The following is a 14,031-nucleotide window of genomic DNA, read 5'->3' as shown; positions in this document are numbered from 1 at the left end:
TAATTATTCAATGTTCAACGCGTCATTAACCAGAGCTTGTTGCTGCTCTTGGTGAACGGACGTATAACCAACTGCTGGAGATGAAGAAGCAGCACGACCTGCATAACGTAAAGTCGCCCCTGCTGGGATAGCTTCACGGAAGTTGTGTTGGCTGCAATACCAAGCGCCTTGGTTCAATGGCTCTTCTTGACACCATACGAAATCCTTAACATGCGCATATTGCGCCAGCGCTTGCTGAATATCTTCGTGTGGGAACGGATATAGCTGCTCAATACGCACGATAGCAACATCTGTTTGTTCATTCTTACGACGCTGTTCTAACAGATCGTAATAAACTTTACCTGAACACAGAATGACGCGTTTCACGTTTTTCGGATTGATTTCATCTATTTCACCGATTACTGGCAGGAATTTACCATTCGCCAGCTCTTCCATGCTTGATACCGCTAATGGATGACGCAGCAGTGATTTAGGTGACATCACAATCAGAGGACGACGCATATCGCGTAGTGCCTGACGGCGTAACATGTGATAAACCTGAGCAGGCGTTGACGGCACACACACTTGCATGTTTTGGTCTGCGCACAGTTGCAGATAACGCTCTAAACGTGCAGAGGAGTGCTCTGGGCCTTGGCCTTCATAACCGTGTGGTAAAAGCATTACCAAGCCACACATACGACCCCATTTTTGCTCACCTGAGCTAATAAATTGGTCGATAACCACTTGCGCACAGTTTGCGAAGTCACCAAATTGAGCTTCCCAAATCGTCAGAGCGCGTGGTTCTGTCGTCGCGTAGCCATATTCGAATGCCAACACCGCGTTTTCTGTCAGAACTGAGTCCCAAACATTAAACACGCCTTGCCCGTTATGGATATTTTGCAGCGGTACATATACTGAACCGTTCGTTTGATTATGAACAACAGCATGACGGTGGAAGAACGTACCACGGCCAGCATCTTCACCAGATAGACGAACAGGAATACCCTCATCAACCAAGGTTGCATATGCCAATGTTTCTGCTGCGCCCCAATCAAGAGGTTTTTCGCCTTTTGCCATTTCAGCACGGTCAGAGTAAATTTTCTCAACACGAGACTGAGTGACAACTTCAGCAGGGATAGTACTGGTTTTAACCGCAAGCTCTTGCAAGCGTTTTAAATCAAATGTGGATTTGTATTCTTCATTCCATTCATGGTTCAGGTACGGTTCCCATGTATAAGAATGTAGCCCCATTTCACGCCACTCTTCAACGACACAGTCGCCTCTATCTAGCGCGTCACGGTACAAATTAACCATCTCAGTGACTTCATCAGCAGTCACAACACCACTTTCAATTAGACGGTCAGCATAGATTTTACGTGGGGTCGGATGTTTTTTGATTTTTTGATACATAATTGGCTGAGTTGCATTTGGCTCATCAGCTTCGTTATGACCATGACGACGATAACAAACGAGGTCAATCATCACATCACGTTTAAAGGTATTACGGAAATCTAGTGCTAAGCGAGTGACAAATGCTACCGCTTCTGGATCATCAGCGTTCACGTGGAAGATAGGTGCTTGGACCATCTTCGCGATGTCAGTACAATACTCTGTTGAACGAGTATCTTTCGGGTTAGACGTTGTGAAACCGATTTGGTTGTTAATGACGATACGTACAGTACCACCAACTTCATAACCACGCGCTTGAGACATGTTCAGTGTTTCTTGAACAACGCCTTGGCCTGCTACCGCAGAGTCACCATGGATGGTGATTGGTAGCACCATATTGCTACGGCCTTCATCAAGACGGTCACGACGAGCACGGACAGAGCCAATAACAACTGGGCTAACTATCTCAAGGTGAGATGGGTTAAATGCCAATGCTAAGTGAACACGTGAGCCTTCGGTTTGGAAATCAGAAGAGAAGCCTTGGTGATATTTAACGTCACCAGCACTTGAGTGGTCTTTGTGTTTACCTGCGAACTCATCGAATAGTTCAGCCGGTTTTTTACCTAAAATGTTGATAAGAACGTTAAGGCGACCACGGTGAGCCATACCTAGTACAACTTCACGCGTATCTTGTTTACCCGCATGGTGAATCAAATCTTTCAGCATTGGGATCAGTGAATCACCACCTTCCAATGAGAAACGTTTTGCACCTGGGAATTTAGCGCCTAAATAACGCTCTAGCCCTTCTGCTGCTGTTAATTCAGCTAAGAAGCGACGTTTTTCTTCTTTCGTAAATTGCTCAGCGACATTCACAGACTCGAGGCGTTGCTGGATCCAGCGTTTTTCCTCAGTATTTGTGATATGCATGTATTCAGCACCAATAGAACCGCAATAAATACGTTTCAGTGCATCATACAGGTCGCTAAGTTTCATGGTCTCTTTGCCAATCGCAAAAGAACCCACATTGAATGTTTCGTCGAAATCTTCTTTCGTTAGATTATGGAATGCTGGATCTAAATCGGGAACAGATTCACGTTTCCATAAACCTAATGGGTCAAGATTTGCATTTTGATGCCCGCGGAAGCGGAATGCGTTAATCAACTGCAAAACTTTTACTTGTTTTGCGTCGATTGCAGGATCGCTAACAGAGGTATGATAACGAGTCGAGTCTTTTGCTAAGCGACGGAAATATTCGCGTGCTTGTGAGTGGAATTGCTCAGCGTTGGTGCCTGCTCCAGGCAGTTGCTGGAAGATTTCTCTCCAGCCAGCATCAACAGAATTGGGGTCAGTTAGATAATCTTCATAGAGTTGTTCTATGTAAGTCTGGTTCGCGCCTGCCAGAAAGCTCGAATCCAGCCAGTCCTTCATTACGCCGTTCTGCATTGTGATCCCTTAAGCTTTTACAGCTTTAGTTTTCGCCGTGGTTAACTAATTGCCGCGTTTAAGCGGCCTCGATAAAGGTTCTTCTGGACGTGCTTTATGCATGTTCTCACTTTGGGTTTCCCTTTATCACTCCGGGCTCCCCTTTTAAGGAACCTTTAAAAACTGACTGCAGTTTTTAAAGGTTCCTCGAGTTTGCTCGCGTCTTCATCATTTGCAGTTTGGCTTATTACTTTCACTTTTTTGCTTTTACTTTTTACTATTTAATAACCTACGGTACTTTCGTACCGCAGGTTAAATCGGTTTTATGCACTATGTTTTAGTAACATAGATTTAATATGCCCGATAGCTTTCGTTGGATTTAGTCCTTTAGGACATACATTGACACAATTCATGATGCTATGACAGCGGAAAACACTAAAAGCGTCGTTCAGATCATCTAATCGAGCATCTGTTTCAGTATCTCTACTATCAATTAGGAACCTGTATGCAGCTAAAAGACCTGCTGGACCAATAAATTTGTCCGGGTTCCACCAGAACGATGGGCAAGAAGTTGAGCAACATGCACACAAAATACACTCATATAATCCATCGAGTTTTTCACGCTGTGCCGGTGACTGTAAATTCTCACGCGCCGGTGGGTTCTTATTATCATTAATAAGATACGGACGAATTTTTTCGTATTGAGTATAGAACTGGCTCATGTCGATAATCAGGTCACGAATAACAGGCAGACCTGGTAATGGACGGATCACAATTTTCTTTCCGCTACGAGTCAACGCAGACAGGGGTGTGATACAAGCCAGACCATTTTTACCATTCATGTTAACGCCGTCAGAGCCACATACACCTTCACGGCAAGAACGACGGAATGACAATGTTGGATCTTTCTCTTTCAGTTGGATCAACGCATCCAGCAACATCATGTCACGCCCTTCAGGCACTTCGAGCGTGTAATCTTGCATACGTGGCGCGTTATCTACGTCCGGATTATAGCGATAAATCGAAAATTCAAGTTTCATAGTTCATTTCTCCGCAACTGGATTAACACCACGCATTAATAAGTACGTACTTTCGGCGGGAAGGGTTCACGCAACTTAGGTTGCATGTTCACTTCACGACGCGTCATCGTTTCAGATTGCGGTAAATACAATGAGTGACACAGCCAATTAACGTCATCACGATCTGGATAGTCGAAACGGCTATGCGCTCCGCGACTTTCAGTACGGAAGTTTGCAGCTTGTGCTGTTGCATAAGCTGTTTCCATCAAGTTATCCAGCTCTAAACATTCAATACGTTGAGTGTTGAACTCGGTCGATGTGTCATCAAGACGTGCATTTTTCAAACGCTCGCGGATGACTTTCAGCTCTTCTAAACCTTTCGCCATTGCATCACCTTCACGGAATACCGAGAAGTTATGTTGCATGCAGGTTTGCAGCGCTTTACGGATTTCAACAGGATCTTCACCCGTACGTGCATTTTCCCAGCGGTTAAAGCGAGCCATTGCAGCATCAATGTCAGATTCAGATGCTTCACGCATTGAACCTTGCTCCATCAGTGACTCTTTCAGGTGTAGACCCGCAGAACGACCAAATACCACTAAGTCGAGCAATGAGTTACCACCAAGGCGGTTAGCACCGTGTACAGATACACACGCAATTTCACCCACAGCGAACAGACCTGGAATGACTTCATCCTCGCCTTTTTCGTTATAACGAATCGCTTGACCTGTAACCTTAGTTGGGATACCGCCCATCATATAGTGACACGTTGGGATAACTGGGATTGGCTCTTTGATTGGGTCAACGTGAGCAAAGGTACGAGATAACTCAAGAATACCCGGTAGGCGTGATTCCAGAACTTCTTTACCCAAGTGGTCCAATTTCAATTTCGCGTGAGGTCCCCAAGGGCCATCACAGCCACGACCTTCACGGATTTCAATCATAATTGAACGAGCAACAACGTCACGACCAGCAAGGTCTTTCGCGTTAGGCGCATAACGCTCCATGAAACGCTCGCCGTCTTTATTCAATAGGTATCCACCTTCACCACGGCAGCCTTCTGTTACCAGAACCCCTGCACCTGCGATACCTGTTGGGTGGAATTGCCACATTTCCATATCTTGTAGTGGCACACCCGCACGGGCAGCCATACCAACACCGTCACCCGTATTGATGTGAGCGTTTGTTGTGGATTGATAGATGCGGCCTGCACCACCTGTTGCAAGGATCGTTGCTTTAGCTTTGAAGTAAACTAGCTCGCCAGTTTCCATACAAATTGCCGTACAACCAACGATATCGCCATCTTGGTTTTTAACTAAATCAAGGGCATACCACTCAGAAAAAATAGTGGTGTGGTTTTTCAGGTTTTGTTGATACAACGTATGCAACAGAGCATGACCAGTACGGTCAGCAGCAGCAGCGGTACGAGCCGCTTGCTCACCACCGAAGTTTTTAGACTGACCACCGAATGGACGCTGATAAATACGACCGTCGTCCAAACGAGAGAATGGTAAGCCCATATGTTCTAATTCAAGAATCGCTTCTGGACCCGTTTTACACATGTATTCGATGGCATCTTGGTCACCGATATAGTCAGACCCTTTTACGGTGTCATACATGTGCCACTCCCAGTTATCTGGGTGAGTGTTACCTAGTGCAACAGTGATACCACCTTGCGCTGATACCGTATGAGAACGGGTTGGAAAAACTTTTGACAACAAGGCGCAAGATAAGCCAAGTTGCGAAATTTGCAATGCAGCGCGCATACCTGCGCCACCTGCACCGATAACGATAGCGTCAAATTCTCTTATTGGCAGATTCATTTATGCACCCCACACCACAATTGTTCCGTAAATTAAGTAAGCCAGCAGCGCAACAACAATAACAAGCTGCAACACTAAACGTAGTGCCAATGGCTTAACATAGTCAGTGAGCACCTGCCATAAACCAATCCAGGCATGCACTAAAATCGAGAACAATGTGAGGATAGTAAATACTTTCGTCACAGAAGATGCGAAGAAACCACGCCATGTTTCATAAGTGATATCGTTGATGGCAATAAAGCCAACAAGATACAGTACGTAGAGTACGATAACGATCGCTGAACCACGGATTAACAGCCAGTCCTGAATACCAGTGCGGCCTAAAGCTGAAGCATTACTTACCATACTAATATCCCCGCCAGAATTGCCAGAACGACAGTAATAACAAACGTGATTTTTGCAGATGAGTTACCTGCGGCTAGTGTTTCATCAACCCAGCCGAAGTCCATCAGCATATGACGAATACCACCACAAATGTGGTAAGCCAATGCTGTTAGAATTCCCCAAAGAATGAACTTAGCAAAAAAGCCGGTCATTATTTCGGATACGTATTGAAAGCCTTCTGGAGAGGAGAGAGATGTCCCTAACAACCAAAGCAGAATACCAACTGCGATGAAAGTAATGACGCCAGAGACACGGTGCAAGATCGAAGAGATTGCAGTGATCGGGAAGTGGATCGTCTGCAGATCAAGATTGACAGGTCTTTGTTTTTTCACAATTTTGCCCACACAGCTCTTTATTATTTTCCTTCCTCCGGACCTGGGGCGGAAATGGACAGCGACAGGGGTACAAAATGCAACTTAAGCTAAACGTTAGTCCATCATGTTCAAGTAGAGTTGCATACTGATTACGCTGGAACTCCTACATCAGGGTAATCCGGAGACCTGCTGCCAGTATAAAGTCTTCACATTGCTATTACAATTCCCACACAAAATGTTTGGTGACATTTAGCCCGAACAGTGAGAGGGATCACGATTTAAACATTTTATATAAATGTGCTTATCTTATTTGACAATGATTCAACATTTATCTTACATATATGGCTGGTAGAATTATCTGAACGTCGCCAATATCTCAATCGGCGTGAAAGAAAACTGAAAAGTTATGAAACTAGTTTCCCTTACTAAAAATAATGATATTGTAGGGAAAACAACAAAAAGAACATAACATCTACACACTCGTAAACAACCTAAAAGACATTGTCATCGGTAGTCAGATTTCAGGATTTAATGTGATAGCTAGCTGATTTCCACAACACACCGGTAGAACAATGTGTAAAGACGCAGTATAACGCTGAGTTCTGGTTGTTGGGTGTTGATTATCAAGCGCTAAGGAGACCGTAAATGGCTGATAACAAAGCTAAGCTAACGACTGAGAGTGCAAGTACAATTGAACTAGACATTCTAACCCCAACTCTCGGTCAAGACGTTATCGATGTCCGAACTTTAGGTTCAAAAGGGTATTTCACCTACGACCCTGGATTTACCTCTACTGCTTCATGTGAATCAAAAATCACTTACATTGATGGTGATAAAGGCATTCTGCTGCACCGCGGTTTTCCAATTGACCAATTGGCAACCGAAGCCTCTTACTTAGAGGTTTGCTACATCCTGTTATACGGCGAAGCGCCAACGCAAGAACAATACAATACCTTTAAGAATACGGTAACTCGCCATACCATGATCCATGAGCAAATTACCCGTATGCTTACAGGCTTCCGCCGCGACTCACACCCTATGGCAGTATTGTGTGGTGTGACAGGTGCGCTAGCAGCCTTCTATCACGATGCGCTGGATGTTAACAACCCTCGCCACCGTGAAATCACTGCGTATCGTCTGCTGTCTAAGATGCCAACGGTTGCGGCGATGTGCTACAAGTACTCCATCGGTCAACCTTTCGTCTACCCTCGTAATGACCTGTCTTATGCAGGTAATTTCTTGTACATGATGTTCTCTACACCATGTGAAGAGTATGTGGTTAACCCAGTGCTTGAGCGCGCAATGGATCGTATTTTAATCCTACACGCCGACCACGAACAAAACGCTTCAACGTCAACCGTACGTACTGCTGGCTCTTCCGGTGCAAACCCATTTGCATGTATTGCTGCGGGTATCGCTTCGCTATGGGGACCTGCTCATGGTGGTGCTAACGAAGCTTGTCTACGTATGTTGGAAGAGATTCAAACTGTTGAACACATTCCAGCATTTATTGAGCGTGCGAAAGATAAAAATGACTCTTTCCGTCTGATGGGCTTTGGTCACCGTGTTTATAAAAACCATGACCCACGCGCGACTGTTATGCGTGAAACCTGCCATGAAGTTCTAAATGAGCTTGGCCTGAACGATAGCCTACTCGAAGTGGCGATGGAACTGGAGCGTATTGCACTAAACGACCCATACTTCATTGAGAAAAAACTGTATCCTAACGTTGACTTCTATTCAGGTATCATCCTGAAAGCAATGGGTATTCCATCATCTATGTTCACCGTGATCTTTGCTATTGCACGGACTATCGGCTGGATTGCACACTGGAACGAAATGCATGATGATGGTCTGAAAATCGCACGTCCTCGCCAGCTATATACTGGCTACGGGAAACGTGAGTTTAACTCTAACCTATCAAAAAAATAATATTCTCACTAAAACGATTCGATTCCCTACATACCAAAGCCCCGAAAATCGGGGCTTTTCTATCGCATGATTTAGCTAGTTGATTGGTATTCTTTTGGTGTAACACCACTCATTTTTTTAAAAAAACTAATAAATGCGCTATCACTCGTTAGCCCTAATTCTTGAGTGATAAAATGGTAGGGCTTCCCTTGAGCAAGAAGCTCTACAGCCTTTATAAAACGCCATTGTTGGCGCCAAACCTGATAACTCATGCCTGTTTCACGCAAAAAAATACGTGTAATCGTTTTTTCACTTGCTCCAACGGTTTGGGCCAGCGCGACTAATGGTGGAGGAAGCTGCTCCATATTGACATGTTTCAGTCTGCGATCTTGCGGTATAGCGATAAACATCGGCTCTTTACTCGCATTTTGCAATTCATCGATAAACACAGGTAATAAATTGGCTAACCGCCCTGTTTGCCACTGGCTATCAAAAGGTGCAATAGCAATACGTTCAAGAAGCTCTCTTAATAGCGGTGTTACCGTTAACACCATGACTTCACTACCTATTTGCTGAGCAAACTGTTGGCTTAGATAAACGGAGCGATAGCCAACAGACGCCCGCATTTGCGCACGATGAACAACCTGTGCGGGGATCCAAGCCACTCTGCCAGGAGGAAGTAATGATAAGCGGTTTTCCAATGAAATACGGATACAACCTTGCTGCGTAAACAGTAATTGCCCCATATCGTGAGCATGAAAGCCTGAGTCGTGTTGCCCCATCTCCGCTGCAATCCCTAATATCGGAGCTTGATACCAATGTGTCTCAAACTTATCTTGCTGATTAAGCCATGCCATAACATGTCCTATTTTTGATGTTTATTGTCTTTATTATTGTAATAAGACAGTAAAAATACAACTAAACTGCTCGCCATCAGTGACAGATATAGGATTATTAATATGAAACGCCCTCTTTCATTATGGCTGGCTGTTGCCTTAATGATGTTTCCACAAATCGTTGAAACCATATACAGCCCAGCATTAACGGGGATTGCTATCGCTTTCCATGTTAATGCAGAACAAGCTTCACAGACGCTTTCACTCTATTTCTTTGCATTTGCATTCGGCGTCGTATTTTGGGGAAGAATGTGTGACACACTAGGCCGCCGTCCAACAATACTTGCAGGGCTTTTATTGTATGGAGTTGCCTCGATTGGAGCCTTATTTGTAACGCATTTTTATTTATTATTGCTTATGCGCATGTTATCCGCTTTTGGTGCAGCTGTAGGCTCTATTGGCACCCAAACAGCCATGCGTGATTGTTATCAAGGCCATGAATTATCTAAAGTATTCTCTATTATGGGGATCGCTCTAGCTATTAGCCCAGCAATGGGTATGTTAGCAGGTTCATTATTAGTCAGTAGTGGCGGTTATCAAGCCGTTTTTATTGGCTTAGCGGTTTTAGCTATTGGGTTATTGTTGTGGTCTTGTTATCGACTTCCAGAAACTCGACCAGCAAATGTGATACACAGCCCATTTTTAACCACTTTATTCACCATGATTAGGGATAAAGAAATTGTCAGAAATGTGATATTGATAGCATTTTTCAACATTAATTTATTCAGTTATTACCAACTGGCGCCCTTTCATTTTGAACAATTAGGGCTATCTCAACAACAATTTGGGCTAACTGGGATCTTATTAGCGTTAGGTGTAGGAATTGGTTCGACGTTAAATCGCCATTTATTGGGTAAAAATTGGTCACCAGAAAAATTAGTTAAGCTATCAAGCTTTGTTTCACTAATAAGTGGTTGCCTAGTTTTTATCCTAATGCATTCAGTGTGGTTTATCGCGCCTGTAATAGGGGTCGTCATTGGCTATGGTATTGCAATCCCTAATATTCTAGCTCATGCACTTAGCCGCTATTCCGACAATAAAGGCACTGCTGGTGCCATTTTAGGGCTATTTTATTATATAGGACTTGCGGTAGGTTTGATGGTGGCAGGCTGGAGCCAACATTTAGGTGGGGTTTTGGTAATAGGCAGCATTATTCTCAGCCTATCATCCCTTCGCTATCGCACACAGTAAATTCAACTCACTGTCTATGTGCAGCGCCAATATTGATTGGGCTGCACATGTTTATTTTAAATAACACTTAAGCAGGATTATCAATATCAATGAATACCGCATCTAGCCCGTGGTTATCTACCAGCCACTGAGTAAGTGCTTTGATCCCATAACGCTCAGTCGCATGATGCCCCGCTGAGTAAAAATGGATCCCCATTTCTCTTGCAATGTGGATCGTCTGCTCAGATACTTCCCCTGTTACAAAAGCATCTACACCAAATTCCGCGGCTTGCAAAATAAAGCCTTGTCCCCCCCCTGTGCACCATGCAATTTGGCGAATTTCTTGTTTCCCCGTATCACCACAATGGAGTGCTTTACGCCCAAGATGCGTTTCCAGTCGTTCTGTTAATTCAGCAGGCGTAATCGGCTGATCAAAGTAACCAAATGGCATTAATGGCTCAATATGACCATCAATTTTAACCCCCATGATATGCGCCAACTGGGTATTATTTCCTAAGTGAGGATGTGCGTCTAAAGGCAAATGATAGCCATATAAGTTAATATCGTTTTCGAGGAGCGTTTTTAGACGCTTTCTTTTCATCCCTTTGATCACAACGGGTTCATTTTTCCAAAAGTAACCATGATGAACAATGACAGCATCCGCATTCATTTCAACGGCTTTATCAAGTAATGCTTGGCAGGCAGTGACTCCCGTTACAATTTTTTGTACATGTGAACGCCCTTCGACTTGTAAACCGTTCGGCGCATAGTCTTGGAATTCGCTGACTTTCAGCTCATTATTAATAAGTTCTTCCAACGCTAAGTTACGCATAATATTGTCCTTTTACTGCATCGGTTTTGCCTGTTCTAGCAAAAATGGTTGGTTTTGTGACAAGCTATCTAGAGTGTCTAGCTTTTGACATCCTCCCCGCCCTAAAGGGTAAGATCCCTACTATATTCATAATGGTCGTGAGGATCAGCCATGAAGCCATTTTTGTATACAGGATATCGTTTTTCCTGCCTCATGGTTTTCATTTTGGAGCGCTAAGGAGGCGTGGTTGAAAAAAGCAACAAGCCCTGCAAAGTGCGCTATGTCATGCCATTACTGACTATTGAGTCTTAATTGAAATTTAAAGGCGCGCCGTCGCTTCATAATCGGCATTATACTTTGGTCCATGAAAAAGGAAAAGTTATGCGCTAATGAGCGCCTCATCGGCATAGAAAAAGAGGGAATGGTGGAGATAGATCAGGTTAAATAATCTAGCATTTGAAATTAATATTCCCCCCACAACCTAGTGTTGCGGGGAGCGGGATCGCCAATTAGCGATGAGTATTCATGGTCATTTCTGAGCGCTCAAGCCAAACGGGCTTATCACTTGTTTTAGCCCACACTTTATAAAGGTAGCTATAAAACTTTGCGCGTTGTGGATGAAAAACCATAACCGGAAATGCAAGTATGCCAGCGGTTAACGCTGCTGTGCGGCGTAAAAGCACCTGATTCCGGGAATATTCGTGATATGCGGACATCGATATCCTCCTGTCAGTAGCCACATTATTTGCCGATTTTAGTTTGCCCCTAACTTACACATAGTACCCATTCAAGAGTGACCAAAATCGTACAGATAGTATGAAAGATAAATTAACTGCCTTAATAATACTCTTCTATTGGTAATTTTACTACTGATCTGACCACTTAAAAGATAAAAAAATCGTCAATTTTGAGAAAAAATGTAGGTTTATTACAATAATTAACAGCAAAATGAATAAAAACAACAAAACGATCACAATAAATTAACAACATCGATTAACAAAGCGTCACACTGCCGATTTTTATACTTTTTTTACACCCCTAACTGACTTTTTATCAGCTTCTTTACAACGTAATCCTTACCCTACTCCTATGGAAATAATAAGGAGAAACGACTGTGTCATTACTTTCCATTATTGGGGCAGTTTTCGTTGTTTTACTGCTGGTTTATCTCATTTATGCCCTGCTTAACGCGGAGGATTTCTAAGATGGCCACAAGTGCATTACTACTTATTGCCAGTTTTTTACTGGTGCTATTTGTACTCGCGAAACCACTCGGACTATTTATTGCCCGATTAATAGAAGGCGATATGCCACACTTTATCGCCAAAACTGAGACGATCATTTGGCGTTTCAGTGGGCTAAAACAGCCAGGTCGAGAAATGGCAGAGATGAATTGGTCACGTTACGCATTCGCCATTTTGCTGTTTAACGCATTGGGCTTTGCGTTACTTTTTATTCTGCTGCTATTTCAAGGCAACCTCCCTCTTAACCCACAAAAATTTCAAGGGATGAATTGGGATCTCGCTTTTAATACTGCAATTAGTTTTGTAACCAATACCAACTGGCAATCTTACAGTGGTGAAAGCAGCTTAAGTTACCTGAGCCAAATGGCTGGATTAACCGTACAAAACTTCTTATCCGCAGCAACAGGCATCGCAGTCGTGTTCGCTCTGATCCGTGCTTTTGCACGCCACAGCAGTAAGACGCTGGGTAATGCTTGGGTGGATCTCACGCGTATTACGCTCTATTTACTCTTACCGTTAGCAGTTATTTTTGCGCTCTTTTTTGTTAGCCAAGGTGTGATCCAGAATTTCTCGCCTTATGTCTTAAGCAATAATCTAGATAGTTCAGCTCAACTCATTCCAATGGGGCCTGTGGCATCTCAAGAAGCGATAAAACTCTTGGGCACAAATGGAGGCGGATTTTTCGCCGCAAACTCTTCTCATCCCTTTGAGAATCCAACGGCGTTGACTAACTTCGTACAGATGTTAGCGATCTTTTTGATCCCAACAGCCTTATGTTTTGCCTTTGGTCGCTCCGTGGGAGATAACAAACAAGGAAATGCCCTGTTATGGGTCATGGCGATTATTTTTGTCATCGCGGCTACAACGGTGATTTATGCCGAGTATGTTGGCAACCCTTTTTTAGCTGATTTTGCGGCAAATAGCTCAATCAATATGGAAGGAAAAGAGAGCCGATTTGGGATCCTTGGCTCAGCATTATACGCCGTTGTGACTACCGCAGCGTCATGCGGTGCCGTCAATGCCATGCATGACTCTTTTACTGCGTTAGGCGGTATGGTGCCAATGTGGCTAATGCAGATTGGTGAAGTGGTATTTGGGGGCGTCGGCTCCGGTCTGTATGGCATGTTGCTCTTTGTTTTACTTGCCGTATTTATTGCCGGTTTAATGATTGGCCGTACTCCCGAATATTTGGGTAAAAAAATTGAAGTGAGAGAAATGAAAATGGTGGCTATTGCTATTTTAGTTACACCGACATTAGTACTTTGCGGTACTACACTCGCTTTAATGACAGATGTGGGCCGCGCTGCCATTTTTAACCCTGGTGCTCATGGTTTTAGTGAAGTGCTATACGCTTTCTCTTCTGCTGCCAACAACAACGGAAGTGCTTTTGCAGGGCTTAGTGCAAACACACCGTTCTACAATGTTGCACTGGCAATCACCATGTTCTTAGGCCGCTTTGGTGTCATCTTCCCTGTTCTTGCTATCGCGGGTTCATTAGCAATGAAAAAACCTCAAATGGCAAGTACCGCCAGTTTACCGACGTATGGGCCTGTTTTTATTGGCTTATTAATTTTAACCATTTTACTCATCGGTGCTCTAACTTTCGTGCCCGCACTTGCGCTGGGTCCGATAGCAGAACATTTGCAAATTGGGTTAGCAGCATAATGAG

General features: G+C 43.8%; 12 protein-coding genes. 4 read left to right on the top strand and 8 right to left on the bottom strand.

What is annotated here, in order from left to right; translation table 11 throughout:
- Positions 1–3: 3 nt before the first annotated feature.
- The 5 genes from sucA to sdhC all read right to left on the bottom strand — a co-directional run bounded on the left by sucA (position 4) and on the right by sdhC (position 6,360).
- Positions 4–2,811 (bottom strand): 2-oxoglutarate dehydrogenase E1 component, encoded by a 2,808-nt coding sequence (sucA, locus tag PSE69_RS12095; RefSeq protein ID WP_004917756.1) that lies wholly within the window; start codon positions 2,809–2,811, stop codon positions 4–6.
- A 302-nt stretch (positions 2,812–3,113) separates the two neighbouring features.
- Positions 3,114–3,830 (bottom strand): succinate dehydrogenase iron-sulfur subunit, encoded by a 717-nt coding sequence (locus PSE69_RS12090; protein ID WP_004917754.1) that lies wholly within the window; start codon positions 3,828–3,830, stop codon positions 3,114–3,116.
- Between the two features lie 35 nt (positions 3,831–3,865).
- Positions 3,866–5,632, bottom strand: a complete 1,767-nt coding sequence (sdhA, locus tag PSE69_RS12085; RefSeq protein WP_004917753.1) for a succinate dehydrogenase flavoprotein subunit — start codon at positions 5,630–5,632, stop codon at positions 3,866–3,868.
- Entirely contained in the window at positions 5,633–5,977 is a 345-nt protein-coding gene (gene sdhD, locus PSE69_RS12080; protein WP_004917752.1) for a succinate dehydrogenase membrane anchor subunit, read from the bottom strand.
- On the bottom strand, positions 5,971–6,360 hold the full coding sequence (gene sdhC, locus PSE69_RS12075; RefSeq protein ID WP_004917750.1) for a succinate dehydrogenase cytochrome b556 subunit: 390 nt from the start codon (positions 6,358–6,360) through the stop codon (positions 5,971–5,973). The genes sdhD and sdhC overlap by 7 nt, the downstream gene beginning before the upstream one ends.
- A 615-nt stretch (positions 6,361–6,975) precedes the next feature.
- Between sdhC and PSE69_RS12070 the strand changes: the two genes are divergently transcribed.
- Positions 6,976–8,262, top strand: a complete 1,287-nt coding sequence (locus PSE69_RS12070) for a citrate synthase (protein ID WP_004917748.1) — start codon at positions 6,976–6,978, stop codon at positions 8,260–8,262.
- A gap of 71 nt (positions 8,263–8,333) precedes the next feature.
- On the opposite strand, the gene PSE69_RS12065 is transcribed toward PSE69_RS12070, so the two are convergent.
- Positions 8,334–9,098 carry an AraC family transcriptional regulator gene (locus PSE69_RS12065; protein ID WP_004917746.1) on the bottom strand — a complete coding sequence of 255 codons (765 nt, stop codon included), beginning with the start codon at positions 9,096–9,098 and terminating at the stop codon, positions 8,334–8,336.
- Between the two features lie 102 nt (positions 9,099–9,200).
- Between PSE69_RS12065 and PSE69_RS12060 the strand changes: the two genes are divergently transcribed.
- Positions 9,201–10,328, top strand: a complete 1,128-nt coding sequence (locus PSE69_RS12060) for a multidrug effflux MFS transporter (protein ID WP_014657759.1) — start codon at positions 9,201–9,203, stop codon at positions 10,326–10,328.
- Between the two features lie 67 nt (positions 10,329–10,395).
- On the opposite strand, the gene PSE69_RS12055 is transcribed toward PSE69_RS12060, so the two are convergent.
- Both PSE69_RS12055 and PSE69_RS12050 read right to left on the bottom strand, forming a co-directional pair.
- Positions 10,396–11,139: a type 2 GTP cyclohydrolase I gene (locus PSE69_RS12055; RefSeq protein ID WP_004917742.1), complete on the bottom strand. Its 744-nt coding sequence runs from the start codon at positions 11,137–11,139 to the stop codon at positions 10,396–10,398.
- A 488-nt stretch (positions 11,140–11,627) separates the two neighbouring features.
- On the bottom strand, positions 11,628–11,834 hold the full coding sequence (locus PSE69_RS12050) for a YbfA family protein (RefSeq protein WP_014657758.1): 207 nt from the start codon (positions 11,832–11,834) through the stop codon (positions 11,628–11,630).
- A 398-nt stretch (positions 11,835–12,232) separates the two neighbouring features.
- On the opposite strand from PSE69_RS12050, the gene kdpF reads away from it, so the two are divergent.
- Both kdpF and kdpA read left to right on the top strand, forming a co-directional pair.
- Complete coding sequence (kdpF, locus tag PSE69_RS19890; protein WP_071243399.1) at positions 12,233–12,322, top strand: K(+)-transporting ATPase subunit F; 90 nt, start codon at positions 12,233–12,235, stop codon at positions 12,320–12,322.
- 1 nt (position 12,323) lies between these two features.
- Positions 12,324–14,027: a potassium-transporting ATPase subunit KdpA gene (gene kdpA, locus PSE69_RS12045; protein WP_004917735.1), complete on the top strand. Its 1,704-nt coding sequence runs from the start codon at positions 12,324–12,326 to the stop codon at positions 14,025–14,027.
- Positions 14,028–14,031 lie beyond the last annotated feature (4 nt).

The organism is Providencia sp. PROV122 (assembly GCF_028482365.1).
GTDB classification, from domain to species: Bacteria; Pseudomonadota; Gammaproteobacteria; order Enterobacterales; family Enterobacteriaceae; genus Providencia; species Providencia stuartii.
Note: the sequence above shows the minus strand (reverse complement) of the source record. Positions and strands in the feature narration are given on the sequence as shown.